Origin of the sequence: Burkholderia sp. AU16741 (genome assembly GCF_002223345.1) — a bacterium.
Taxonomy (GTDB): domain Bacteria; phylum Pseudomonadota; class Gammaproteobacteria; order Burkholderiales; family Burkholderiaceae; genus Burkholderia; species Burkholderia sola.
This window is the reverse complement of the sequence record NZ_NKEZ01000003.1, coordinates 1,883,613-1,908,839: the sequence shown is the minus strand read 5'-3', so window position 1 is coordinate 1,908,839 and position 25,227 is coordinate 1,883,613. Positions and strand designations below refer to the sequence as shown.

Annotated in this window: 26 protein-coding genes and 2 rRNA genes; 13 read left to right on the top strand and 15 right to left on the bottom strand. The window is 64.7% G+C overall.

The window, feature by feature from the left end; translation table 11 throughout:
- From CFB89_RS11330 to CFB89_RS11310, 5 genes are all read left to right on the top strand, one after another.
- Window positions 1-115 (top strand): 23S ribosomal RNA (locus tag CFB89_RS11330); the annotation flags it as partial.
- Between the two features lie 186 nt (window positions 116-301).
- Window positions 302-414 (top strand): 5S ribosomal RNA (gene rrf, locus CFB89_RS11325).
- A gap of 251 nt (window positions 415-665) precedes the next feature.
- Complete coding sequence (gene cueR, locus CFB89_RS11320; RefSeq protein WP_089467879.1) at window positions 666-1,070, top strand: Cu(I)-responsive transcriptional regulator; 405 nt, start codon at window positions 666-668, stop codon at window positions 1,068-1,070.
- Window positions 1,071-1,285: 215 nt separating this feature from the next.
- Complete coding sequence (locus CFB89_RS11315; RefSeq protein WP_006478295.1) at window positions 1,286-1,432, top strand: DUF3563 family protein; 147 nt, start codon at window positions 1,286-1,288, stop codon at window positions 1,430-1,432.
- Between the two features lie 145 nt (window positions 1,433-1,577).
- Window positions 1,578-1,907: a hypothetical protein gene (locus CFB89_RS11310; protein WP_089467997.1), complete on the top strand. Its 330-nt coding sequence runs from the start codon at window positions 1,578-1,580 to the stop codon at window positions 1,905-1,907.
- A 20-nt stretch (window positions 1,908-1,927) separates the two neighbouring features.
- On the opposite strand, the gene CFB89_RS11305 is transcribed toward CFB89_RS11310, so the two are convergent.
- Entirely contained in the window at window positions 1,928-2,773 is an 846-nt protein-coding gene (locus CFB89_RS11305; protein WP_089467878.1) for a 23S rRNA (adenine(2030)-N(6))-methyltransferase RlmJ, read from the bottom strand.
- 111 nt (window positions 2,774-2,884) lie between these two features.
- Window positions 2,885-3,856: an aldo/keto reductase gene (locus tag CFB89_RS11300; RefSeq protein ID WP_089467877.1), complete on the bottom strand. Its 972-nt coding sequence runs from the start codon at window positions 3,854-3,856 to the stop codon at window positions 2,885-2,887.
- Window positions 3,857-4,020: 164 nt separating this feature from the next.
- Between CFB89_RS11300 and CFB89_RS11295 the strand changes: the two genes are divergently transcribed.
- Window positions 4,021-4,809: a 3-hydroxybutyrate dehydrogenase gene (locus CFB89_RS11295; protein ID WP_089467876.1), complete on the top strand. Its 789-nt coding sequence runs from the start codon at window positions 4,021-4,023 to the stop codon at window positions 4,807-4,809.
- A gap of 118 nt (window positions 4,810-4,927) precedes the next feature.
- On the opposite strand, the gene CFB89_RS11290 is transcribed toward CFB89_RS11295, so the two are convergent.
- Entirely contained in the window at window positions 4,928-6,127 is a 1,200-nt protein-coding gene (locus CFB89_RS11290; protein WP_089467875.1) for an amino acid aminotransferase, read from the bottom strand.
- 259 nt (window positions 6,128-6,386) lie between these two features.
- Here CFB89_RS11290 and uvrB point away from each other — a divergent pair, with 259 nt between their 5' ends.
- The 5 genes from uvrB to CFB89_RS11260 all read left to right on the top strand — a co-directional run bounded on the left by uvrB (window position 6,387) and on the right by CFB89_RS11260 (window position 11,937).
- Entirely contained in the window at window positions 6,387-8,477 is a 2,091-nt protein-coding gene (uvrB, locus tag CFB89_RS11280) for an excinuclease ABC subunit UvrB (protein ID WP_050018183.1), read from the top strand.
- A gap of 225 nt (window positions 8,478-8,702) precedes the next feature.
- Window positions 8,703-9,254: an iron transporter gene (locus tag CFB89_RS11275; RefSeq protein ID WP_006483880.1), complete on the top strand. Its 552-nt coding sequence runs from the start codon at window positions 8,703-8,705 to the stop codon at window positions 9,252-9,254.
- A gap of 55 nt (window positions 9,255-9,309) precedes the next feature.
- On the top strand, window positions 9,310-9,642 hold the full coding sequence (locus CFB89_RS11270) for a cupredoxin domain-containing protein (RefSeq protein ID WP_027810193.1): 333 nt from the start codon (window positions 9,310-9,312) through the stop codon (window positions 9,640-9,642).
- Window positions 9,643-9,700: 58 nt separating this feature from the next.
- A complete protein-coding gene (locus tag CFB89_RS11265; RefSeq protein ID WP_027784952.1) occupies window positions 9,701-10,543 on the top strand; it encodes an FTR1 family protein in 843 nt (280 codons plus the stop codon).
- The gene (locus CFB89_RS11260; RefSeq protein WP_089467874.1) at window positions 10,540-11,937 is read left to right on the top strand and encodes a 4Fe-4S binding protein; all 1,398 of its coding nucleotides are present in this window, start codon (window positions 10,540-10,542) and stop codon (window positions 11,935-11,937) included. The genes CFB89_RS11265 and CFB89_RS11260 overlap by 4 nt, the downstream gene beginning before the upstream one ends.
- Window positions 11,938-12,213: 276 nt before the next feature.
- On the opposite strand, the gene hemP is transcribed toward CFB89_RS11260, so the two are convergent.
- From hemP to CFB89_RS11245, 3 genes are all read right to left on the bottom strand, one after another.
- Window positions 12,214-12,459: a hemin uptake protein HemP gene (hemP, locus tag CFB89_RS11255; protein WP_034207822.1), complete on the bottom strand. Its 246-nt coding sequence runs from the start codon at window positions 12,457-12,459 to the stop codon at window positions 12,214-12,216.
- Between the two features lie 139 nt (window positions 12,460-12,598).
- Window positions 12,599-13,081: an SRPBCC family protein gene (locus tag CFB89_RS11250; RefSeq protein WP_089467873.1), complete on the bottom strand. Its 483-nt coding sequence runs from the start codon at window positions 13,079-13,081 to the stop codon at window positions 12,599-12,601.
- A gap of 96 nt (window positions 13,082-13,177) precedes the next feature.
- The gene (locus CFB89_RS11245; protein ID WP_089467872.1) at window positions 13,178-14,050 is read right to left on the bottom strand and encodes a pirin family protein; all 873 of its coding nucleotides are present in this window, start codon (window positions 14,048-14,050) and stop codon (window positions 13,178-13,180) included.
- A 121-nt stretch (window positions 14,051-14,171) separates the two neighbouring features.
- On the opposite strand from CFB89_RS11245, the gene CFB89_RS11240 reads away from it, so the two are divergent.
- Window positions 14,172-15,146 carry a LysR substrate-binding domain-containing protein gene (locus CFB89_RS11240; RefSeq protein WP_089467871.1) on the top strand — a complete coding sequence of 325 codons (975 nt, stop codon included), beginning with the start codon at window positions 14,172-14,174 and terminating at the stop codon, window positions 15,144-15,146.
- A gap of 425 nt (window positions 15,147-15,571) precedes the next feature.
- Here the strand turns inward: CFB89_RS11240 and CFB89_RS11235 are convergent, their stop codons facing one another.
- The 9 genes from CFB89_RS11235 to CFB89_RS11195 form a co-directional block, all read right to left on the bottom strand.
- A complete protein-coding gene (locus tag CFB89_RS11235; RefSeq protein WP_089467870.1) occupies window positions 15,572-16,000 on the bottom strand; it encodes a biopolymer transporter ExbD in 429 nt (142 codons plus the stop codon).
- A gap of 13 nt (window positions 16,001-16,013) precedes the next feature.
- A complete protein-coding gene (locus tag CFB89_RS11230; RefSeq protein WP_089467869.1) occupies window positions 16,014-16,748 on the bottom strand; it encodes a MotA/TolQ/ExbB proton channel family protein in 735 nt (244 codons plus the stop codon).
- 28 nt (window positions 16,749-16,776) lie between these two features.
- Window positions 16,777-17,508 (bottom strand): energy transducer TonB, encoded by a 732-nt coding sequence (locus tag CFB89_RS11225; protein WP_089467868.1) that lies wholly within the window; start codon window positions 17,506-17,508, stop codon window positions 16,777-16,779.
- Between the two features lie 218 nt (window positions 17,509-17,726).
- A complete protein-coding gene (locus CFB89_RS11220) occupies window positions 17,727-17,963 on the bottom strand; it encodes a bacterioferritin-associated ferredoxin (protein ID WP_006482749.1) in 237 nt (78 codons plus the stop codon).
- Window positions 17,964-18,111: 148 nt separating this feature from the next.
- Window positions 18,112-18,969, bottom strand: coding sequence for a glutamate racemase (gene murI, locus CFB89_RS11215; protein WP_089467867.1), 858 nt, complete (start codon window positions 18,967-18,969; stop codon window positions 18,112-18,114).
- A 34-nt stretch (window positions 18,970-19,003) separates the two neighbouring features.
- Complete coding sequence (gene bfr, locus CFB89_RS11210; protein ID WP_011352652.1) at window positions 19,004-19,480, bottom strand: bacterioferritin; 477 nt, start codon at window positions 19,478-19,480, stop codon at window positions 19,004-19,006.
- 193 nt (window positions 19,481-19,673) lie between these two features.
- Window positions 19,674-21,197: a fumarate hydratase gene (locus CFB89_RS11205; RefSeq protein WP_089467866.1), complete on the bottom strand. Its 1,524-nt coding sequence runs from the start codon at window positions 21,195-21,197 to the stop codon at window positions 19,674-19,676.
- 43 nt (window positions 21,198-21,240) lie between these two features.
- On the bottom strand, window positions 21,241-21,825 hold the full coding sequence (locus CFB89_RS11200; RefSeq protein WP_012492727.1) for a TIGR00645 family protein: 585 nt from the start codon (window positions 21,823-21,825) through the stop codon (window positions 21,241-21,243).
- Window positions 21,826-21,937: 112 nt separating this feature from the next.
- Window positions 21,938-22,846, bottom strand: coding sequence for a DMT family transporter (locus CFB89_RS11195; protein WP_089467865.1), 909 nt, complete (start codon window positions 22,844-22,846; stop codon window positions 21,938-21,940).
- 319 nt (window positions 22,847-23,165) lie between these two features.
- Between CFB89_RS11195 and acs the strand changes: the two genes are divergently transcribed.
- The gene (gene acs, locus CFB89_RS11185) at window positions 23,166-25,148 is read left to right on the top strand and encodes an acetate--CoA ligase (protein ID WP_089467996.1); all 1,983 of its coding nucleotides are present in this window, start codon (window positions 23,166-23,168) and stop codon (window positions 25,146-25,148) included.
- Window positions 25,149-25,227: the final 79 nt, after the last annotated feature.

The window sequence follows — 25,227 nt, the reverse complement described above, 5'->3', positions numbered from 1 at the left end:
TGGGGACTAGATCCCCTTGAAGGGTCGTTCGAGACCAGGACGTTGATAGGTCAGGTGTGTAAGCGCAGTAATGCGTTCAGCTAACTGATACTAATTGCCCGTAAGGCTTGATCCTATAACAAGTCTGTCTCGATGCCCGTTAGCGCTTTAGCGCTTACGGACATCGAGCGTCGAGTGCGAGGCACTCGACGTGCGACGGTTGAAGTACCGCGTACGTGTGAGATACAGCTCACAACCCAACTAAATTACTGCTTCTTCCCAGATTGGTTGTGCTGCGAAGCCAGCACAACAACCCCCTTTGCCTGATGACCATAGCGAGTCGGTCCCACCCCTTCCCATCCCGAACAGGACCGTGAAACGACTCTACGCCGATGATAGTGCGGATTCCCGTGTGAAAGTAGGTAATCGTCAGGCTCCCTTAGCCAGAAACCCCCGCCCGACAAGGCGGGGGTTTTTGCATTTCAGCGTCCTAAAAAGCATACGGCGAAGCGCCCCCATTCCTCGTAACCCAACAGCGTGCACACGCCAGATCAGATCATCCGCGCTCCTGCTGCCCAGCCTTCCTCCGGAACGAAGCTCCGCGATTTGATACGATCGAAGTGTCGTCGACGAGGGCATCTGTCGATGATCGTGTTCGAACGGGGCTTGATGGAGAGGGGCGGGGAATGAATATCGGCGACGCGTCGCGCGAATCCGGAGTCAGCGCCAAAATGATCCGGTACTACGAACAGGTTGGCCTTCTTGCGCCGAGCAAGCGTACCGATGCCGGCTACCGCATCTACGGCGCGGACGAAATCCATATCCTGCGGTTCATCCGCCAGGCGCGCCGACTCGGCTTTCTCGTGGAGGACATTCGCAAGCTGCTGATGCTCTGGCAGGATCGCTCACGCGCCAGCGCCGAAGTGAAATCGATCGCACTTGAGCACGTGGCCGAACTCGACAAACGCATCGCGGAGTTGAGCGACATGCGCGACACGCTGGCCGATCTGGCCGCGCACTGTCATGGTGACGGCCGGCCTGAGTGCCCGATTTTGGCGCGCTTGGCCGACGCCGCTATTGAACCAAATTAGTGCGTGCGCTCGAGCCTCAAAATGTGCTCAGGCCGAATATGATTATAAATCAAAGGGTTATATGCGGTTCAATCGTCGCCATTCCAAATTGGAATGGTCTCCATGCAAGTTTTTCACTGGCATCTTGGTGCGGCGTCGCTATAATTCGGGATAACCCTATACGGGAAATCCCTGAATCTCGATTCACCAGGGGTCCCTCTTCCTTGGAGAACGTCATGATCGCCTACATCGTCGAAAAGCTGAGCAACTGGTTCGAATCCGCAGAACGTGAGCGCCGTGAGGCTTACCTCGCCACTTCGTCGGACATCGTCCAGCTCGAGAGCCGCATCCGCTCGCTCGAAACCAACGGCTACTCGCTGTAATCGGAGTCACCGTCAGTGCCGCGCGGCACCGAGCGATAAGCAAGCCCCGTATTGACGGGGCTTTGTTTTTTGTGCGCCGGATCTGGCGAAATCATCGGTGCAGCGCTATGGTGTGGACCTGCTTTTCCTTGTGAAGGACACGATCATGGGTTTGCGTTTCGATGTGCGTCGCAGTGCCCGCGCGCGTCTCGTTCTGGGTGCGGTCGTGCTCGTCCATGGCCTCGCGGCCGGTGCCGCGACGTCGTCCAGGCCACTGGTTCTCGATACGCAGCGCGGTATCCAGGACGGCAAGGGTGGGTTGGTGTTGCAGACGGCCCCGTTATCGCAGGAACCGATCGTCGAGCCGGCCGGCATGCGGGCTCCGGCCGGGCAGGGGCCGAACACGTCGGTTCCGCTGTTCGTCGCGCCGTATATCAACGTTCCCGCGTGGGGCGGGCAGCCCACCAACCAGCCGAGGCTCGCGCCCCGGCCGTAGCCGTAACGACCGTCGCCCGGTCAGTTTCCGCGGTGCTCGATTTGAAACCGGGCGCCGCTATCCTGTCCCAGCTTCTCGACCAGGTACGGCAATACCTCGTTCATGCTCTGAGCGAGCGTATACGGGGGATTCAGGATGAACATCCCGCTGCCGTAGAGGCCCAGTCCGTCGGCCGGCGGATTCGACACCGTCAGCGTCAGGTGCAGCCAGTTGTTCGGCTGCAGGCGTTTCAACTGCTCGGGAAAGCGCTGCGATTCCGTCCGCGCGACCTGCGGATACCAGATCGCATAGCAGCCGGTCGCGAAACGCTTCAGGCATTCCGTCACGCAGCTCACCGTGCGCGCGTAATCCTTCTTGTCCTCGTAGGACGGATCGATCAGCACGAGTGCGCGCCGCGGCGGCGGCGGCAGCAACGCCTTGATACCCTCGAAACCGTCGCCGGCGAAGATCATCGCGCGTCGCCCCGCATCGCGGAAATTGTGGCGCAGCACATCGATTTCCGTCGTGTGCATTTCGAACAGGCGCATACGGTCCTGCTCGCGCATCGACCGCCATGCGATGTACGGGGAGCCCGGATAGAAGTGCAGTTCGCCGTCGTCGTTCAGCGCGCGGACTTCGTCCACATAGTCGCCGAGCGCCTCCGGCAGGCTCTTTTCGTCCCACAGCCGGCCGATGCCGGTATCGAATTCCGACGTCTTCGCTGCATAACCGTCGCGCAGCGAGTACACGCCGGCGCCCGCGTGCGTATCGATGTACCAGTACGATTTGTCTTTCTTGTTCAGGTAGCGCAGCAGCTGGACGACGACGGCGTGCTTGAGCACGTCCGCGTGGTTGCCTGCGTGAAAACCGTGACGATAACTGAGCATGGCTGGCTGCCTGAAACGAAAGGTGAATCGATGAAAGCGGTCGATCGGGCGCGGCGGTGAGGCCGGGCGCCGATGCGGCCGCGTATTGTACGCGAGTGGCCGCGCGTCGCCTCACACGTATGCGTCGCCGACCACTGCCTCGATGCGTTGTTTCACATCCGGCGTCAGCTTCGCCGCAACGTCGAGCGCGCGCATGTTGTCGCCGACTTGGTCGACCCGCGATGCGCCCGTGATGACCGAACTCACGCGCGGATTCGCGAGCACCCAAGCGATGGCCAATTGGCCGGTACTGCAGCCGAGCTCGGCCGCGATCTCGCCGAGCCGTTCGACGATGTCGTTGGCGGCCCGATCGGTCAGGCGTTCGCGCATCCAGTCGTAGCCCGGCAACTGCGCGCGGCTACCGGCCGGCACGCCGTTGCGATACTTGCCGGTGAGCAGACCCGAGGCCAGCGGGCTCCAGGTCGTGAGGCCGAGGCCGTAATCGTCGTAAAGCCGCGCATATTCCTGCTCGACCCGCGTGCGGTGGAACAGGTTGTACTGCGGCTGTTCGACGACCGGCTTGTGCAGATGGTGGCGCTCGGCGATCTCGCACGCTGCACGGATCTCGTCGGCGCTCCATTCCGACGTGCCCCAGTACAGCGCCTTGCCGCGCACGATCATGTCGCTCATCGCCCAGACGGTTTCCTCGATCGGCGTATGCGGATCCGGGCGATGGCAATAGACCAGGTCGACATAGTCGAGCTGCAGCCGGCGCAGCGAGCCGTCGATTGCGTTCAGCAGGTACTTCCGGTTCAGCGTGTGATACTGGTTCGGGGCTTCCGCGAGCCCCCAGAAGAACTTCGTGGACACGATATAGCTGACGCGCGGCCAGTCGAGCGACTTGAGCGCGTGGCCCATGATTTCCTCGGACTTGCCGCCGGCGTAGACCTCGGCGTTGTCGAAGAAATTGACGCCCGCGTCGCGTGCCGCGGCGAGGCATTCGCGCGCGACCCGCTGGTCGACCTGGTTGCCGTACGTCACCCACGAACCGAGCGAAAGCGCGCTGATCTGCAGGCCGGAGCGGCCTAGCCGTCGATAGTGCATGAGACTCTCCTGCTGAACGGAACCGACCTTAAGCTTAGACGTTTTGCGCACGAACGGCGGGGCCGATCGTGCACAATGACGGCTGGCCCGCCGCTGCGATGTCGTGCTGAACGCGGATGCGGCGGGCGCGTGTTTTATCGATCCGATAACGGGAGGAGACGGACATGGCAGCAGATCTGAGCGGCAAGACCGCAGTCGTCACGGGCGCCGCGAGCGGCATCGGCAAGGAAATCGCGCTGGAGCTGGCCAAGGCCGGCGCGGCCGTCGCGATCGCCGACCTGAACCAGGACGGCGCGAACGCGGTCGCCGACGAGATCGTCAAGGCGGGCGGCAAGGCGATCGGCGTCGCGATGGACGTGACCAATGAAGACGCCGTGAACAGCGGCATCGACAAGGTGGCCGAGGCGTTCGGCTCGGTCGACATCCTCGTGTCGAACGCCGGCATCCAGATCGTCAATCCGATCGAGAACTACTCGTTCGCCGACTGGAAGAAGATGCAGGCGATCCACGTCGACGGCGCGTTCCTGACGACGAAGGCCGCGCTCAAGCACATGTACAAGGACGATCGCGGCGGCGTCGTGATCTACATGGGCTCGGTGCACTCGCACGAGGCGTCGCCGCTGAAGTCGGCCTACGTGACGGCCAAGCACGGGCTGCTGGGTCTCGCGCGCGTGCTGGCGAAAGAAGGCGCGAAGCACAACGTGCGCTCGCACGTGGTGTGTCCGGGCTTCGTGCGCACGCCGCTGGTCGACAAGCAGATTCCGGAGCAGGCGAAGGAGCTCGGCATCAGCGAAGAGGACGTGATCAAGAAGGTGATGCTGGGCAACACGGTCGACGGCGTGTTCACGACGGTGCAGGACGTCGCACAGACGGTGCTGTTCCTGTCGGCGTTCCCAAGCGCCGCGCTCACCGGCCAGTCGTTCGTCGTCAGCCACGGCTGGTTCATGCAGTGACGCGGGTGCGGGCGGTGTCGCCGCCCGTCGCGCTGGACGGCACAAAAAACGCGCTCCGTGGAGCGCGTTTTTCATGTCGGCAGGGCGGGGCCGGTGACAGCCGCCGCCCGGTGCAGCTTTACTTCAGGACCGCTGCGACCGCGTTGGCGACCGCGTCGAGGTTGCGCGTGTTCAGCGCGGCGACGCAGATCCGGCCCGTGCCGACCGCATAGATGCCGAACTCGTCGCGCAGGCGATCGACTTGTGCCGAGGTCAGGCCCGAATACGAGAACATCCCGCGCTGCGCGTTGATGAAGCTGAAATCGCGATCGACGCCGCTTGCCTTCAGGCGCTCGACGAGACCATTGCGCATCGCACGGATGCGATCGCGCATTTCGCCGAGTTCCTGCACCCACGAAGCATGCAGTTCCGGCGACGCGAGCACCGCTGCGACCACCGCGCCGCCGTGGGTCGGCGGGTTCGAGTAGTTCGTGCGGATCACGCGCTTCAGTTGCGACAGCACGCGCGTGGCTTCTTCCTTGCTCGACGTGATGATCGACAGCGCGCCGACGCGCTCGCCGTACAGCGAGAACGACTTCGAGAACGACGACGACACGAACGCGTTCAGGTCGGCCGCGGCAAACAGGCGCACGGCAGCGGCATCGGCTTCGATGTTCTCGCCGAAGCCCTGATAGGCCATGTCGAGGAACGGCACGAGGTTGCGCGCCTTCACGACTTCAACGACCTGTTGCCATTGCGCTTCGGTCAGGTCCACGCCGGTCGGGTTGTGGCAGCACGCGTGCAGCACGACGACCGTGCCGGCCGCGTAGCCGTTCAGCGCCGACAGCATGCCTTCGAAGTTCACGCCGTGGGTGGCTGCGTCGTAGTAAGGGTACGCGACGACCTCGAAGCCGGCCGCTTCGAACAGCGCGCGGTGGTTTTCCCAGCTCGGATCGCTGATCGCGACCTTCGCGTTCGGGTTCAAGGTGCGCAGAAAATCGGCGCCGATCTTCAGCGCGCCCGTGCCGCCCAGCGCCTGGGCCGTGACCACGCGGCCTGCCGCGATCAGCGGCGAGTCGTTGCCGAGCAGCAGCTTCTGCACGGCCGCATCGTAGGCGGCGATCCCGTCGATCGGCAGGTAGCCGCGCGGCAGGCCGGCCTCGACACGCGCCTTCTCCGCGTCGCGCACCGCGCGCAGCAGCGGAATCTTGCCGTCTTCGTTCGTGTACACGCCGACGCCGAGGTTGACCTTGGTCGGACGCGCATCGGCGTTGAAGGCTTCGTTCAGGCCCAGGATCGGGTCGCGGGGAGCAAGCTGGACAGCGGAGAAGAGCGACATGATGATTCGGCAGTAGTGAAAAGAGGGTCAGGCTTTCAACCGGCGGGGCGGGCGCGGTGAACCGCGCCTGCGGCGCGACGCCGGAAAGCGCAGCAGCCTGACATTGTAGCGAATTCGTGCTGACGGGGGCGGTGATTCCGTCGCGATGAGGGCGGCGAATCGCGATTCCGGGCGGCCGTCGCGCGTCAGGAGCCGACAGCAGTTCGCGCGGCCGCGAAGCGCTAGAATGCTTTCTTTGCCCTTGCTCCGGCCGCATTCCATGTCCGAACATCATGCCGAAGTCGGCGACGCGCTCGACGAATCCAAATTCGTCACTTTCGAAGGGTCGCCGTTCCAGCTTTACCAGCCCTATCCGCCCGCGGGCGACCAGCCGACCGCGATCGACACGCTCGTCGAAGGCGTCGGCGACGGCCTTGCCTTCCAGACGCTGCTCGGCGTAACCGGCTCGGGCAAGACCTTCACGATGGCCAACACGATCGCGCGGCTCGGCCGCCCGGCGATCGTGTTCGCGCCGAACAAGACGCTCGCGGCGCAGCTTTACGCGGAGTTCCGCGAGTTCTTCCCGCGCAATGCGGTCGAGTATTTCGTCTCGTATTACGACTACTACCAGCCTGAGGCCTACGTGCCGCAGCGCGACCTGTTCATCGAGAAGGATTCGTCGATCAACGAGCACATCGAGCAGATGCGGCTGTCGGCGACGAAGAGCCTGATGGAGCGCCGCGACGTGGTGATCGTCGCGACGGTGTCGGCGATCTACGGTATCGGCAATCCGTCCGAATACCACCAGATGATCCTGACGCTGCGCACCGGCGACAAGCTCGGCCAGCGCGACGTGATCGCGCGATTGATCGCGATGCAATACACGCGCAACGAGCAGGATTTCCAGCGCGGCACGTTCCGCGTGCGCGGCGACACGATCGACATCTTCCCGGCCGAACACGCGGAAATGGCCGTGCGCGTCGAATTGTTCGACGACGAGGTCGAGACGCTGCACCTGTTCGATCCGCTGACCGGGCGCGTGCGGCAGAAGATTCCTCGCTTTACCGTGTACCCATCGTCGCACTACGTGACGCCGCGCGACACCGTGATGCGCGCGGTCGAGACGATCAAGGACGAACTGCGCGAACGGCTCGAGTTCTTCCATCGCGAAGGCAAGCTCGTCGAGGCGCAGCGCCTCGAGCAGCGCACGCGCTTCGATCTCGAGATGCTGCAGGAGCTCGGCTTCTGCAAGGGCATCGAGAACTATTCGCGGCACTTCTCGGGCGCGGCGCCCGGCGATCCGCCGCCGACGCTCGTCGACTACCTGCCGCCCGATGCGCTGATGCTGCTCGACGAATCGCACGTGCTGATCGGCCAGCTGAACGGCATGTACAACGGCGACCGCGCGCGCAAGGAAAACCTCGTCAATTACGGATTCCGCCTGCCGTCGGCGCTCGACAACCGGCCGCTGAAGTTCCCCGAGTTCGAGCGCAAGATGCGCCAGGTCGTGTTCGTGTCGGCGACGCCGGCCGACTACGAGAAGCGCGTGACGGGGCAGATCGCCGAGCAGGTCGTGCGACCCACGGGCCTCGTCGATCCGGAAATCGAAGTGCGGCCGGCGAGTTCGCAGGTTGACGACGTGCTCACCGAGATCAACGCGCGCGTGAAGGCCGGCGAGCGCGTGCTGATCACGACGCTGACGAAACGCATGGCCGAACAGCTGACCGAGTTCCTGGCCGACCATGGCGTCAAGGTGCGTTACCTGCACAGCGACATCGATACGGTGGAGCGCGTCGAGATCATCCGCGATCTGCGGCTCGGCACGTTCGACGTGCTGGTCGGGATCAACCTGCTGCGCGAGGGCCTCGACATTCCCGAAGTGTCGCTCGTCGCGATTCTCGATGCGGACAAGGAAGGCTTCCTGCGCGCCGAGCGCTCGTTGATCCAGACGATCGGCCGCGCCGCGCGGAACGTGAACGGCAAGGCGATTCTCTATGCCGACAACATGACCGAATCGATGAAGCGCGCGATCGGCGAAACCGAACGGCGCCGCGCGAAGCAGATCGCCTACAACGAAAAGATGGGCATCACGCCGCGCGGCGTCGTGAAGCGCATCAAGGACATCATCGACGGCGTCTACAACGCCGACGACGCGCGTGCGGAGTTGAAGGAAGCGCAGCAGCGCGCGAAATTCGAGGACATGTCGGAAAAGCAGCTCGCGAAGGAAATCAAGCGTCTCGAGAAGCAGATGGCCGATTACGCGAAGAACCTCGAATTCGAGAAGGCCGCCGCGACCCGCGACCAGCTTGCCGTGCTGCGCGAACGCGTGTTCGGCGCGAACGTGGGCGACCACATCAGCGGCGGCCGGTAAATCTTTCCAAACGTCACCGTATCCTTTTGGTAAAGCGCCTGTAAGCCTTGTCGAATCAGGGGTTTACGGCGCTCTCCGTTTGTTCCGAAACTGGTTCAGTGCTAAACTTCGCATGTATTGAGAATAGTTCGCATTAACGTTCTTCGTCGCGTTAGTGTTTCCAGCGGGCGGCCGGCGGCGGCCCGCGTTTCGTCAAGATAGTCAGACAAATAACAAGGAGTGTCCATGTTGGGTTCTTCGTTCATCCGCACGACGGTTGCGGTAGCGGCGGCGCTGGCCGCGATGTCCGCCTCGGCTGCCGAGTATCCGATCGGCAAGCAGCAGATCCAGGGCGGCATGGAAATCGGCGCGGTGTATCTGCAGCCGATCACGATGGACCCGGAAGGCATGATGCGCAAGGCGTCGGATTCCGACATCCACCTCGAGGCCGACATCCATGCGGTCAAGAACAACCCGACCGGTTTCGCCGAAGGCGACTGGATGCCGTACCTGCAGGTCACGTACAAGCTGACGAAGCAGGGCGACACGAAGTGGAAGGCCGAAGGCGACCTGATGGGCATGGTCGCGAGCGACGGCCCGCACTATGGCGACAACGTGAAGCTCGCCGGCCCGGGCAAGTATCACCTGACGATGGTCGTCAAGCCGCCGATGCAGTCCGGTCACATGGCGTTCGGTCGCCACGTCGACAAGGAAACGGGCGTGGGCCCGTGGTTCAAGCCCATCACGCTCGAATACGACTTCCCGTTCGCCGGTATCGGCAAGAAGGGCGGTTACTGATCGGTGGCATTACGAACGGCGCGCTTCGGCGCGCCGTCGGCGTAGAGAACCCAGAATGAAAATTCCCCAGAAAATCGTTGCCGCAGCCGCTGCGCTGTGGCTTGCCGGCGCGGCGCAGGCGGCCGATCTGCCGACCTTCAAGCTCGAGATGACGGACGGCAAGCTGAATCCCGCGCGCATCGAAGTGCCGGCCGGCCAGCGTTTCAAGATCGAGATCAGGAACACCGGCAAGGGCGCCGCCGAATTCGAGAGCGTGCAACTGCGCAAGGAGAAGGTGCTCGCGCCGGGCGCCGATTCGTTCGTGGTCGTCGCCCCGCTGTCGCCGGGCGAATACAAGTTTTTCGACGATTTCCACCAGCAGGCACAGGGCGTGATCGTCGCGAAGTAACGCGTTTTATCTGCGCGCGGGCGCGCCAGTCCCTTGCCCCGAGCGTCAGGAGGTATCGATGGGTCAGATCTTGTTCATCGTCTGGCGGGAGAGCGTCGAAGCGCTGCTCGTCGTCGGCATTCTCTATGCATGGCTGAAAAACGGCGACGACGACGCGCGCCGCGGCCTGCCTTTCCTCTGGGCCGGCGTCGGCGTCGGCCTGCTGATGGCCGTCGGCCTCGGCGCCGCGCTGGTCGGGTTCACCGAAGTGTTGTCCGGCGACGCGCAGGACTATTTCCAGACGGCGATGGTGCTGATCGCGTGCGTGCTGATCGTGCAGATGGTGCTGTGGATGCGCCGGCACGGCCGCACGCTGAAGCGCGACATGGAGCAGTCGCTGCAGCAAAGTACGCGCGATTCGAACTGGTGGGGCGTCGCCGTGCTGGTCGCGCTCGCGATCGCCCGCGAAGGCAGCGAGACGGTGATCTTCCTGTACGGCCTGGGTTTCGGCCAGTCGGGCCACGTCGACGGCAGCCAGATGCTCGCGGTCGTGATCGGTCTCGGCCTCGCGTTCCTCACGTTCTATCTGCTGCAGCTCGGCGGCAAGTACTTCTCGTGGCGGCATTTCTTTCGCGTCACCGAAGTGATGCTGCTGTTCCTCGGCGCGGGCCTGTTCCAGACCGGCGTCGACAAGCTGATCGACAAGGAAATCCTGCCGCTCGGCATCTCGCAGGTGTGGGATACGTCCGCGATTCTCGATGATTCGGGCACCTTCGGTTCGCTCGTCGCGACGCTGACCGGTTATCGCGCGCATCCGGCGCTGACCAACCTTGTGGCGTATGCGGTGTACTGGGCGGTCGTCTGGCTGCTGATGAAACGCGCGAGCCGCCGTCCGGCCGTCGCAGCGGGTCGCGCGGCATGAGCGTTGTCGCCGCCGTCAAGCCGGGTTGGCTCGCGCAGGCCGGCCACTGGATGCAGCGCCACGGTGCACTGATCCGCGGTATCCAGTGGATCGTCGTCGCCGTCTACGCGTTTCTGATCATCGTGCCGGCCGTGTTGCCGCTGCCGGACGATTCCGCGCATCTGTGGAACAACCTCACGCTCATCGCGCAATTCGCGTTCTGGGGCATCTGGTGGCCATTCGTGCTGCTGTCGATGGTGATGCTCGGGCGCGTCTGGTGCGGCGTGCTGTGCCCCGAAGGGGCGCTTACCGAATACGCGAGCAAGTTCGGCCGCGGCGGCCCGATCCCGCGCTGGATCCGGTGGGGCGGCTGGCCGTTCGTCGCGTTCGGCATCACGACGATCTACGGGCAGATGGTGAGCGTGTACCAGTATCCGCTCGCGGTGCTGTTCGTGCTCGGCGGCTCGACCGTCGGCGCGATCGTGATCGGCGTGCTGTACGGCCGCGAGAAACGCGTGTGGTGCAAGTATCTGTGTCCGGTCAACGGCGTGTTCGGGCTGCTCGCGCGGCTTGCGCCGATGCGCTACAAGGTCGACGAGGATGCGTGGCGCCGTTCGTACAAGAACGGCGAGCACGGCCATCGCGTGATTCCGATCAACTGCGCACCGCTGGTACCGTTGCGCAACATGAAGGGCGCGGCGGACTGCCATATGTGCGGCCGCTGCAGCGGGCACCGCGACGCGATTTCGCTGTCATTGCGCTCGCCGTCCGACGAAGTCGTGAACCTCGGGGCGGAGCGGGCCAACCCGTGGGACACCGCGCTGATCCTGTACGGCCTGCTCGGCGTGGCGATCGGCGCGTTCCACTGGACCGTGAGCCCGTGGTTCGTGCAGATCAAGCAATGGCTCGCGGGCTGGCTGATCGACCGCGACATCACGTGGCCGCTCGAGACCAATGCGCCGTGGTTCCTGCTCACGCACTATCCGGATCGCAACGACGTGTTCTCCTGGCTCGATGGCGGGCTGGTCGTCAGCTACATCGTCGGCACGGGGCTCGTGTACGGCACGGCGCTGCTGGTGTTGCTGGCCGGCGCCACGCTGATGCTCGGCCGCTTCGATCGCGTGCGCCTGCATCACCTCGCCCAGGCACTGATCCCGATCGCCGGCGCGGGCGTGTTCCTCGGGCTGTCGGCCACGACGCTGTCGTTGCTGCGCGCCGAGCATGTGCCGCTCGGCTGGGCAACCGACGTGCGCATCGCGATTCTGGTCGGCGCCAACGTATGGAGTGCGTGGCTCGCGTGGAAGGTCACGGGGCGCTATGCGGCGTGGCCGCGCCGGCTCGCGGCGTTCGCGTGGTTCGCCGTCGGGCTGGCCGTCGTCGACAGCGCATGGTGGCTGATGTTCTGGGGGTTCTGAAGCGGCGCGCATGCCGCTTCATTCGGCTGTCGTGCATTGCGCGGCCACTTATATGCAGGCGGCGTGCTTCGCGCATTGGTTGCCCAAACAAAAAGCGACACGTCCATCGACGTGTCGCTTTTTTCTTCCTTGTGCGAGAACCAAAAAAGTGGCTTGGCTTGCTGCAACGGCTGCTTGAGTGTGTTTGCACGAAGGGGTCTAGATCTCGCGTGCAAGCCGTTACGCTGGCTACTGCCCAACACCTCTCAGGGAGGTGGTCCCCACAATACTCGGTCGTTACTTCGTCAGGATCAGTTTGCCGAGCCGCGTCGCCCGCAACTGATAAGTCTCTCCGTTATGCGCGATGCTGACGTGGCTTTGGCCTTGCAGCAGCGCATCGCTGTTGACGACCCGCGTGCCTGCATCGCGGTTGCCGGCGGGTTTCGCCGGCGTGGTGACCGCTGCCGTCTTCTGGCGGCTGCTGGCTGCGGTGCCGGTGGTGCGGCGCAGGGTCAGCGTGGTCGGGCGCATGGTGTCGGTCATTCGGTTTGATCGGTGACTGTCGATACGATGGAATGAATTCTAAATGATAACTATTCCCATTTACAAAGACTCTTTATCGATCGAAACGTCTGATCTGATAGTTTGAATCAAAGCGGCGGCTCGCAGGCCGCCGCCGGATTCAGTGCAGCGGATCGGGATCCTTGCGGCCCTGCGCGTATTCGCGGATCAGGCGAACGGTGTCGATATCCGACGTGCGGTACGCCTCCTTGACGATCCCGTGCGTCTGTCGCGCTTCTTCGCTGTCGTCGGTGACCGTCAGCGTCGTGCGGTAGTCGAAACGCAGGAACAGCTCGTGGTCGTCGCGCTCCTCGATCGTCATCGTCAGCGAACCGCCGATCTCGCCATCCGCCGCACGGATGTCGTAGCGGACCTGCTGGTTCGGCGTGAACGTCACGTGGTCGCGCACGGTCGCGTGACCGTAATGGAGTTCGCGCTCGAGGGTCGTGTCCGTCCGCTCGCGGATGACGCAGCTGTCGAGGCCGATCACGAACAGTTGCGGCTGTTCCGCACGCAGTACGAGGCCTTCCCAGAGCTGGTCGCGCGTGAGGGTCGGCACGCCCGGTTCGTCGGAGTTGATCTGGATCAGGTGTTCGAAGTTCAAGGGGCGGGTTCCTTCTGGTGGCGGGTGGCCACATGGTTCAAGAACTTATTGTGACGCAAAACCACCGGCTTCGCGGCACCTGCCGCCCGATCCGATTCACGCTTCGATGCGACCCATGCGACCGGTCTGATAGTCGACGACAGCCTGCCGGATCTCTTCCTCGGTATTCATCACGAACGGGCCGTAACGGACGATCGGCTCGTTGAGCGGCACGCCGCCGATCAGCAGCAGGTCGAGCGACGTGTCGCCGGCACCGAACGTGACGGTGTCGCCATCGTCGCCGTAGACGATCATGTGTCGTGCGTCGACAGCCTGCCTGTCGGGCCCATAGAGGCCCGTTCCGTCGATCGGATAGGCAAACACGCGATAACCGGCCGGCACGGGCTGCGTGACCGTCGCGCCGGGCTCCAGCGTGAAGTGCTGATAGAGGATCGGTGTGCGCGTCTCGATCGCGGCCTTTACGCCGAATGCTTCGCCCGCGATGACGCGCACGCGTGCGCCGCCGTCCGGCGACGTCGCGGTCGGAATGCGGGCGGCCGGGATTTCCTGGTAGCGCGGCGCGATCATCTTGTCGCGGCGCGGCAGGTTGACCCACAGCTGGAAGCCGTGGGAGCGTCCGCCTGCCTGAGCGAACGCCGGATCCGGCATCTCGCTGTGCACGACGCCGGCGCCGGCCGTCATCCACTGCACGTCGCCGGGGCCGAGTGTGCCGGCATGGCCGGACGAGTCGCGATGGCGGAAGCGCCCGTCGAGCGCGTAGGTCACGGTCTCGAAGCCGCGATGCGGATGGTCGGGCGCACCGACGGCTTCGCCGGGGGCGTAGTCGATGGGGCCCATTTCATCGAGCAGCAGGAACGGATCGAAATCCATCAACAGCCGCGTCGGGAACGGGCGGTGAACCACGAAACCGCCGCCTTCGGTGGTGCGAAGCGCGGGGTAGGTGCGATCAAGCGAGCGAGCGGTAGTCATGGGAAGCCCTCGAAATCATCGGAATAGCGTTATTTTCGAAACATAGCGCTATTATATTGGGCGTTTTACCGGGCGATTGGCGGCGGTTCGCAATGGATTGTTCTGAAATTGGAACGATGAGATGAATATCGATGCACATAACCTGAACGACCTGATGTACTTCTCGCAGGTCGTCGAACATGGCGGCTTCTCGGCCGCCGAACGCGTGCTGGGCATCTCGAAATCGCGTCTGTCGCGGCGCCTGACCGAACTCGAGGCGGCGCTCGGCGTGCGCCTGCTGCAGCGCTCGACGCGCAAGCTCGCACTGACCGAGGCGGGGGAGCTGTTCTACCAGCATTGCCAGGCGATGCTCGCCGAAGCGCGGGCCGCGATGAACGCGGTGCAGCAGTTGCGCGCGTCGCCGCGCGGCTCGGTGCGCGTCAGCGTGCCGGTGACGCTGTCGCAGACGATGCTGTCGCGCATCCTGCCCGAATTCCTGCGCCGTTATCCCGAGGTGAAGGTGCATGTGCGCGTGACGAATCGCGTGATCGACCTGTTCGAGGATTCGATCGACGTCGCGTTGCGCGTGCGCTCGGAGCCGCCGCAGAACGCGAACATCGTCGTGCGGCCGCTGTGGCGCACCGAGCAGATGCTGGTCGGCGCGCCGAGCCTGCTGAGCCAGAATGCGCCGCCGCTGGCGCCGGACGACCTGACCGGCTTCGAGACGCTCGATACGCCGAGCGTCGACGGCCGGCACGTATTCAATCTGATCGCGCCGGACGGAACGCGCCACGTGCACGAGCATGATCCGCGTCTCGTGACGGCCGACCTGATGACGATCCGCGAGGCCGTGCTCGACGGCCTCGGCATCGCGGCGCTGCCGGAAATGATGTACGGCAACGCGTTGCGTGCGGGGCAGTTGTCGCCGGTGATGCCGGGCTGGACGCTGCCGGTGCCGCAGCTGTATGCGGTGTTCGTGTCGCGGCAGGGGATGCCGCCCGCGGTCCGTGCGTTCGTCGATTACCTGGTCGAGAAGCTCGACCACGGCGCGTACAAGGAGCCGGGTTGCCCCGAGCGCGCGAAGAACGAAGCGGCGGCCGATGTTTCGGCCACCTGAACACGGCATGCACGACGACGCAAATTTGTTTTGTCATTGAAGCGTCGCCTGCAATCGCAAGTTTCAATCGCCGGAACCTTGAATGCGTGCGCGGGCGGGCCTATATTGAAATCCCATTTCGCGAAGGAAGTTCTGAGCGAAATCAGGTGGCCGCATATATTGCGAGCCAGATAGGGCAGAACGCGCAGTCCGTGCAGACCACGGCAGAGTCGCATTTGCGTTGCTCGAGGCGTAACCGATACCGCCAAGAGCCCGCCGCCCGAAGGCGCCCGCGTGCGCATGAAAAAAGGCCTTCATCTGGCGATGAAGGCCTTTTACTTTGTGTGTGGCCGGCTAGGTGTGGCCGGCCAGGTGTGGCCGGCCAGGTGCGGCCGGCCAGGTACGCAGTGACTACTGGCTGCCGCCGACGACGGAACGTGCGCGCGTTACTTCGCTTTCGCACCCGGCTCCGTCACGAAGCCGAGCTTCGTCAGGCCGCCTGCCTGCGCATCCGACATCACTTCCGCGACGTGTTCGTAGGCGACCTTGCGGTCCGCGCGCAGATGCAATTCCGGCTGCGGCGTACGCTTCGCGGCTTCCGCGATGCGTGCCTGCAGCTGTTCGCGCGTGACCGTGTGGTCGTCCCACAGGATCGTGCCGTCGCCCTGGATCGCGACGTCGACGGTCTGCGGCTTTTCGTCGACGGGCCGGCTGCTGGCGTGCGGCAGGTCGATCTTCACCGCATGCTGCATCGCCGGGATCGTCACGAGGAAAATGATCAGGAGTACGAGCATGACGTCGACGAGCGGCGTCATGTTGATCTCGCTCATCACGGCATCGTCGTCATCGTCGCTGAAACCGGTGTTCATGGCCATGGTTCACCTCGTCTCAGCTGGCGGCGCGCGATGCGAGACGCAGGCCGTCGCGCGTCGACGACGACGCGAGGCTCGCGCCCGTCACGAAGTACGCATGCAGGCCGTGCGCGAAGCGGCGCAGCTTGCTGACGACACCCTTGTTCGCGCGGGTCAGCGCGTTGTAGCCGAGCACCGCGGGAATCGCGACGAACAGGCCGAAAGCCGTCATGATCAGCGATTCGCCGACCGGGCCCGCGACCTGGTCGATCGACGTCTGGCCGGTGGCGCCGATCGCGAGCAGCGCGTGGTAGATGCCCCAGACCGTGCCGAACAGGCCGACGAACGGCGCCGTGCTGCCGACCGATGCGAGGATCGCGAGGCCGCTCTGCATGCGCGAGATGCCTTCGTCCATCGTGTCCTTCAGGCAGCGCGTGACCCAGTCCGATACGTCCATGCGGTCGTGCAGGTGCGGTTGCGTCTGATGGTGGTGATCGGCGGCTTCCTTGCCCGACAGCGCGAGCGCGAGGAACGGGTTGTCGTTCGGCGTCGATGCGGCGAGGCCGAGCTTCTTGATGCCGTCGTCGAAATTGTCGGAATGCCAGAACGCCTGTTCGGCATTCTTCGTGAGGCGGTTCAGGCGGATCACGTTCCAGCCCTTCATGACGATCACGATCCACGACAGGACCGACATCACGAGCAGCGTGATCGCAATGGCGCGCGTGACGAAATCACCTTGCGCCCAGACGTGCGCGATACCGTAGCTTTGCATTTTTTGTTTCCTTTGAATCTTCCGGATGTTAATCAGTGAGCCCGAAGCTGTAGGGCTGTGTGCGGGCGGCGCGGATCGCCTGGCCGTTCTCGACGTACGGGCGGCAGGTGGTCGCGCGCATCGCGTCGAGTGCGGCATCGTCGAGGCGCGGATAACCGCTGCTCTTCTGCAGATCGATGCTTTCGATCTTGCCGGTCACGCCGACGACGAAGTGAACATAGGCGGTGCCCGATTCGCCGCGGCGGCGCGACATCGACGGATAGTCGGGCTTCACGAAGTTGCATTGGAGCGTCGGCACGTTCTTCGGTGCGCTGACCTGCATCGTTTCGCGCGCCGGGCCCGGCGTGGCGGCCGGTGCGGCGGGAGCGGGCGCGGCGGGAGCCGGTGTCGGATCGGCGGCGGGAGCGGGCGTGGGCGACGGGGCCGGCGACGGCGCAACCGGCTGCGGGGTCGGCTTCGCCGCTTTCTGTACCGGCTTCGGCTCGACCTTCGGCTTCACGCGCGGCACGGGCTTCGGCGGTGCGGGCTGGGGGATCGATTCGGCCGCGACCTGCTGCGCGATCGGCGCAGGCGTGATGAGCTGCGCGGTGATCGTCTGGACCTCGACCGATTTCGGCGGCGGCGCGTTGCGATGGAGCCATGCGGCCGTCAGCATGATCGCGTGTGCGGCAAGCACGCCGACCGCGACGACGATCACTCGGGGATTCATACGTGGTGCAGCCGGCATGGCGCCGGCAGGAGCGAGATGCGAAGCCTGCATGTTAGCTTGAAAGAACGACGTCGCACCCGGGGCGCGGCGGGTGAATCGGCATCACTTGCGGAAGATCAGCAGCGAGATGCAAACGGTGGTTACGAATCCGATCAGCAATTCCATCACAGGCTCCTTGGCAGGTAAGCCGTTGGCTCGCGCAGACGATGGCTTGCTGACGGTCAAGACAAAAAATGCGGCCTGGGCCGCATGCGCATGCTCGGCGCCGCTCAGGCGGCCTTGCGGTCGTAGAACGTGACCGGAATCGGATGCGCATGATGCTCGACGCCGCAACGGCTCGCGCAGACGCCTTGCTCGGCCATGAGGTCGCGTACGGACTCCTCGCACTTGCCGCAGCACGTGGCCACGCCGAGCTCGAACTGGAGTTCATCGAAAGAGTTCACGCCCTCGGCGAGGGACGCGCGAATCTTGCGATCGGAAACAGACTTGCACACGCAGACGATCATGATGAGTTGCGATAGCTAACGTTAATGCGAATTATTATCATTAATTTTGCGGGGATTGACAAGCCTGGGTCGGGCTTTTTTTAAGGTCATCGGACCCCTTGAAACGACGGAGGGCGAAGGGGCGGCGGGCGGGCGCCGCCGGCCCGCGTCAGGCGGTCGCGCAGGCGCGCGCGTTCGGCGAGGAAATGGTGACGGATTCGACCGGCGCATCGAGGCCGAGCAGCGTCGACGCGAGCGCGTGCAGTTGCAGGCCGTCGCTCGTCGAGCAGAAGCGCGGCAGCGCGGCATGCGTGCCGGCCGGCGCGCGCAGTCCGCGCTCGTCGAGCACCCGCGCGAGCTGGCGGGCGATGGCATCGCTCGTGTCGACGATCGTCAGGCGCTCGCCAACAAGGTCACGAATCGTGTCTGTGAAGAACGGGTAGTGCGTGCAGCCGAGTACCAGCGTATCGGCGCCGTCGTCGAGCATCGGCTGGATGTAACGCTCGAGCAGCGCGCGCAACGCGGGCGAATTCGTGTCGCCGCGTTCGATCGCTTCGACGAGCCCGTGGCCGGGCTGGCAGATGAAGCGGCGGCCGGCGCCGTAGCGATCGAGCAGCGCCTGGAAGCGTGGGCTGTTCAGCGTCGATTGCGTCGCGAGGACGCCCGCGACGCCGGTCGTGGACAGCGCGGCGGCCGGCTTGATGCCTGGCTCGACGCCGACGAGCGGAATCGACAGGCGTTCGCGGATGGCCGCGATCGCCCGTGCCGTTGCCGTGTTGCATGCGATCACGAGCGCTTTCGCGCCTTCGCGGGCGAGCCATTCGCCGATCGCCAGCGTGCGTTCCGTGATGAATGCCTCGTCGCGCGGGCCATACGGCGCGTGGTGCGAGTCGGCGACGTAGACGAACGATTCGTCGGGCAGGTGCGCGCGCACGGCGCGCAGCACCGACAGGCCGCCGAGCCCCGAATCGAAGATGCCGACAGGGGCGGCGGCGCGCGGCGCGGGTGCGGCGGACGGGTTCGTCATCGTCGGGCGGGCGGCGGGCCGGCGGGTGGGGCGATTACTCGGGCGAGCCCATCATCGTTTGCTGATAGTTCTGCAGGCCGACCTTGCCGATCAGGTCGATCTGCGTTTCGAGCCAGTCGATGTGCTCTTCGGTGTCGTCGAGGATCTTTTCGAAGATCTCGCGCGACACGTAGTCGCGAACCGATTCGCAGTAGGCGATCGCTTCCTTGCAGGTGGATTGCGAGATCTGCTCGAGCTTCAGGTCGCACTTCAGGATCTCTTCGGTTTCCTCGCCGACGAGCAGCTTGTGCAGGTCCTGCAGGTTCGGCAGCCCGTCGAGCATGAACACGCGCTCGATCAGCCAGTCGGCGTGCTTCATTTCGCCGATCGACTCGTCGTATTCGTGCTTGCCGAGCTTCTCGAGGCCCCAGTGCTTGTACATGCGCGCATGCAGGAAGTACTGGTTGATCGCCGTGAGTTCATTCTTCAGTTGGGCGTTCAGATATTCGATGACTTTCTTGTCGCCTTGCATGGCTGTTCCTTGTTCAGTGGGGCTTCAGAAACCGAACGATAATCGCTCGAACGAGAAAAGCCAAGCCTCGAAGCCTTGTCGGGCCTGCTTTTTGCGTGTAATGAGAATCAGCCTTGAACGACCGGCCGAACACGATAATGAGAATGAGAAGTAAAAAGGCCGGACGTGTGTCCGGCCTTTCGTTCGATCGCGCTTAAGCGGTGGCGACCGGGATCTTGCCGATCTTCGCCTGCCATTCCTTCGGACCCGTCTGATGCACCGACGTACCCGACGAATCGACGGCCACCGTCACCGGCATGTCCTGCACGTCGAACTCGTAGATCGCTTCCATGCCGAGGTCTTCGAACGCGAGCACCTTCGCGCCGCGGATCGCTTTCGACACGAGGTAGGCCGCACCGCCGACCGCCATCAGGTAGGCCGCCTTGTGCTTCTTGATCGCATCGATCGCGACCGGGCCGCGCTCGGCCTTGCCGACCATCGAGATCAGACCCGTCTGAGCGAGCATCGTCTCGGTGAACTTGTCCATGCGCGTGGCCGTCGTCGGGCCGGCCGGGCCGACCACTTCGTCGCGCACCGGATCGACCGGCCCGACGTAGTAGATCACGCGGTTCGTGAAGTCGACCGGCAGCTTCTCGCCCTTCGCGAGCATGTCGGCGATGCGCTTGTGCGCGGCGTCGCGGCCGGTGAGCATCTTGCCCGACAGCAGCAGCGTCTGGCCCGGCGTCCAGCTCGCGACTTCTTCCGGCGTCAGCGTGTTCAGGTCGACGCGCTTGCTGGTTTCCGTGTTCGGTTCCCACTGCACCTTCGGCCAGGCGTCGAGCGACGGCGCTTCAAGCTTGGCCGGGCCCGAACCGTCGAGCACGAAATGCGCGTGGCGCGTGGCCGCGCAGTTCGGGATCAGCGCGACCGGCTTCGAGGCCGCATGCGTCGGCGCCGCCATGATCTTCACGTCGAGCACGGTCGCGAGGCCGCCGAGGCCCTGCGCGCCGATGCCGAGCGCGTTGACCTTCTCGTGCAATTCCACGCGCAGTTCCTCGACCCAGTCCTTCGGGCCGCGCGCGATGATTTCCTGGATGTCGATCGGCTCCATCAGCGATTCCTTCGCCATCAGCATCGCCTTCTCGGCGGTGCCGCCGATGCCGATCCCGAGCATGCCCGGCGGGCACCAGCCGGCGCCCATCGTCGGGACCGTCTTCAGCACCCAGTCGACGATCGAGTCGGACGGGTTCAGCATCACGAACTTCGACTTGTTTTCCGAGCCGCCGCCCTTCGCCGCGACCTGCACGTCGACCTTGTCGCCCGGCACGATCTCGTAGTGGATCACGGCCGGCGTGTTGTCCTTCGTGTTCTTGCGGGCGCCTTCCGGCGGGTTGACGATCGACGCGCGCAGCACGTTGTCCGGGTGCGTGTAACCGCGGCGCACGCCTTCGTTGATCATGTCGGTGACGCCCATCGTCGCGCCGTCCCAGCGCACGTCCATGCCGACCTTCACGAAGATCGTCACGATGCCGGTGTCCTGGCAGATCGGGCGCTTACCTTCCGCGCACATGCGGCTGTTCGTGAGGATCTGCGCAATCGCGTCCTTCGCCGCCGGGCTCTCTTCCAGCTCGTACGCGCGGCCGAGGGCCTGGATGTAGTCGAGCGGATGGTAGTAGCTGATGTACTGCAGCGAATCCGCGATGCTCTGGATCAGGTCTTCCTGTTTGATGACGGTCATGGCTGAGACTCTGTGGGGACAGTGGGAATGGTTTGCCGACGGGTCAGGCCGCCGGTCGGGACGCCGCGGGCGCATGCGCCTCGTGGAAATGGGCCGGGTGCGTGTGCGTCGTCAGGCGATCGACCCACGCCATCACGAGCGCCGACACGAGGAACGACACGTGGATGATCACCTGCCACATGATCGCGTGCGTCGTGTGCTGGTCGGGGTTGATGAAGGTCTTCAGCAGGTGGATCGACGAAATGCTGATCAGCGCCATCGACAGCTTGACCTTCAGCACGCCCGCGTTCACGTGGTCGAGCCATTCGGGCTCGTCGGGGTGGCCCTCGATGCCGAGCCGCGACACGAACGTTTCATATCCGCCGACGATCACCATGATCAGCAGGTTCGAGATCATCACCACGTCGATCAGGCCGAGCACGGCGAGCATCACGCTGATTTCGTCGAGGCCCGTCGCATGCGACAGCAGGTGCCAGACTTCCTTCAGGAACAGGAACACGTAGACGGCTTGCGCGACGATCAGGCCGAGGTAAAGCGGCACCTGGAGCCAGCGGCTCATGAAAATCAGCGCGGGAAGGGGGCGAAGCGGGCGGCGGCCGGGATGGCCGGGCGAATGCGGGGCGGACATGTCGGGGTACGGGCGCGGTGCGCAGGTATCGGGGGTAATCTTGAAAAGGCGCGCTATTGTAACGCGTCGGCCGGCGCCGCTGCAGCGACGCGCCGGCACGGCCGGGGACGGATCAGGAAGCGGCCGCCGGCACGCGTTTTCCGCGCAGGCTCGCGAGCACGATGCCGGCGACGACGCACGCGGGCGCGATGCCGTGCGCGAGCGTCGGGCGCTCGCCGAGGAACGCGATGCCGTACGCGGCCGCGGCGATCGGCAGCACCGCGCTGAACACGCCGGCGAGACTGCCCGGCACGTGCCGGATGCCCTTCATCCACAACCAGAACGAGAAGATGCTGGCCGACAGCCCGTACCAGACGACGAGCGCCCAGGTGCCGGCGGGCACGCTCGCGTAATCGAAATGCCATAGCGCCGTCGCGCCGAGCGGCAGCATCAGGAACAGCCCGAACAGGTGGGTATACGCGCAGATGTCGATCGGGGCGAGCGTTTGCGTGAGCCGGCGCGACAGGATCACGTAGATCGATTCGCAGCACACCGCGCCGAGGATCAGCAGGTTGCCGATCAGCGAGCCGGACGCGTCGCCCTGCGTGCCGTGACCGGCCGCGCTGCCGTTCGCGAGGTTGATCGTCACGACCCCGACGATCGCGAGCGCGATCGACACGAGCGCACGGCCGTTCGGTTTTTCACGCAGGATCAACCATGCGAACAGCGCGACGATCGCGGGGATCGTGCTCGTGATGACGCCCGCGGCCACCGCGCTCGTGCGCTGCACGCCGTTGAGCATCAGCAGCGTGAACATGAAGGTGCCGAAGAATGCTTGCAGGAACAGGTTCAGCCATTCGCCGCGCTTGACCGCGCGCATCTTCACGGGACGGAACAGCGGCCACAGCACGGCGATCGCGATCACGAAGCGCAGCGTGGCGAGGATGGCGACCGGGACGAACGCAACGATGGATTTACCGATACCGACGTTGCTGCCGACGAACAGCATCGACAGGATGAGGAAGAGGGCGTAGCGATTCAAGCTGGAATCCGGAAGGCGAGTTCAGTTAGGATTGTAGGGTCGCGGTCGTAACAGCGTAAAGCCGACCTCGGTGCGGCGCGCCCGACCCGCGAAACGGCCATGCCGCGTAAGTGACGGGTAAGTTGGAGCGCTTATCGTGGACATTGCCGGGCCGCGGCTCACGTTCGCGTGAGGTGGTGCGGTGCAGCATCGTGCGCAGCCCTTCGCGGCCGCGTGCGGGTGGTGGGAGACAGCGGCGCGCAGGCGCCGGCCAAGACGACGCGCGGCGCACACGATCGCGCCGCCATGCAGAGGATTCATGTTCACCAAGGGGTTGTCGATGTCTGCGATTGAATCGGTTCTTCACGAAACCCGTCAGTTCGCGCCGCCCGCGGCGCTCGAGAAGACGGCGACCATTTCCGGCATGCCGGCCTATCGCGCGCTCGTCGCCGAGGCCGAGCAGGATTACGAAGGCTTCTGGGCGCGTCTCGCGCGCGAAGGCCTCACGTGGCGCAAGCCGTTCACCCAGGTGCTCGACGAGAGCAACGCGCCGTTCTACAAGTGGTTCGACGACGGCGAACTGAACGCGTCGTACAACTGCCTCGACCGCCACGTCGAAGCCGGCAACGGCGAGCGCGTCGCGGTGATCTTCGAGGCCGACGACGGCACCGTCACCCGCGTGACCTATGCGGATCTTCTCGCGCGCGTGTCGCGCTTCGCCAATGCGCTGAAGAAACGCGGGATCGGCAAGGGCGACCGCGTCGTCATCTATATCCCGATGTCGATCGAAGGCATCGTCGCGATGCAGGCCTGCGCGCGCATCGGCGCGACGCACTCGGTCGTGTTCGGCGGCTTCTCCGCGAAATCGCTGAACGAGCGGCTCGTCGACGTCGGCGCGGTCGCGCTGGTCACCGCCGACGAGCAGGCCCGCGGCGGCAAGACGCTGCCGCTCAAGAGCATCGCCGACGAGGCGATCGCGCTAGGCGGCTGCGAAGCGGTCAAGAGCGTGATCGTCTATCGCCGCACCGGCGGCAAGATCGACTGGCATGCGGATCGCGATCTCTGGATGCACGAGCTCACGGACGGCGAATCCGACACGTGCGAGCCGACCTGGGTCGGCGCCGAGCATCCGCTGTTCATCCTGTATACGTCGGGCTCGACCGGCAAGCCCAAGGGCGTGCAGCACAGCACCGGCGGCTACCTGCTGTGGGCCGCGCAGACGATGAAGTGGACCTTCGACTGGAAACCCGACGACGTGTTCTGGTGCACGGCCGACATCGGCTGGGTCACGGGCCACACGTACATCACCTACGGCCCGCTTGCCTGCGGCGGCACGCAGGTCGTGTTCGAGGGCGTGCCGACCTATCCGGACGCCGGCCGCTTCTGGAAGATGATCGGCGATCACAAGGTCACCGTGTTCTACACCGCGCCGACCGCGATCCGTTCGCTGATCAAGGCCGCCGAAGCCGACGACAAGGTCCATCCGAAGAGTTATGACCTGTCGAGCCTGCGCATCATCGGCACGGTCGGCGAACCGATCAATCCGGAAGCGTGGATGTGGTACCACAAGCACGTCGGCCACGAACGCTGCCCGATCGTCGACACGTGGTGGCAGACCGAAACCGGCGGCCACATGATCACGCCGCTGCCGGGCGCGACGCCGACCGTGCCGGGTTCCTGCACCCTGCCACTGCCGGGCATCACGGCCGCGGTGGTCGATGAGACCGGCCAGGACGTGCCGAACGGGCAAGGCGGGATTCTCGTCGTCAAGCGTCCGTGGCCGGCGATGATCCGCACGATCTGGGGCGACCCGGAGCGTTTCAAGAAGAGCTATTACCCGGAAGAACTCGGCGGCACGCTGTATCTGGCCGGCGACGGCACCGTGCGCGACAAGGAGACCGGCTACTTCACGATCATGGGCCGGATCGACGACGTGCTGAACGTGTCGGGCCACCGGCTCGGCACGATGGAGATCGAATCGGCGCTGGTGTCGCACGAGCTGGTGGCCGAAGCGGCGGTGGTGGGCCGTCCGGACGACACGACGGGTGAAGCGGTCGTGGCGTTCGTGGTGCTGAAGCGCGCGCGCCCGGAAGGCGACGAAGCGGCGGCGCTCGCGAAGACGCTGCGCGACTGGGTCGGCAAGCAGATCGGGCCGATCGCGAAGCCGAAGGACATCCGCTTCGGCGACAACCTGCCGAAGACGCGCTCGGGCAAGATTATGCGGCGCCTGTTGCGCTCGCTCGCGAAGGGCGAGGCGATCACGCAGGATACGTCCACGCTCGAGAATCCGGCCATCCTCGAGCAGCTCACCGAAGTGCGCTGAACGCCTGCCGGTTGCGCATCACGCGCACGAGCCCCTGCGCGGCAATCCCGATTGCCCGCGCAGGGGCTTTTTGCTACAT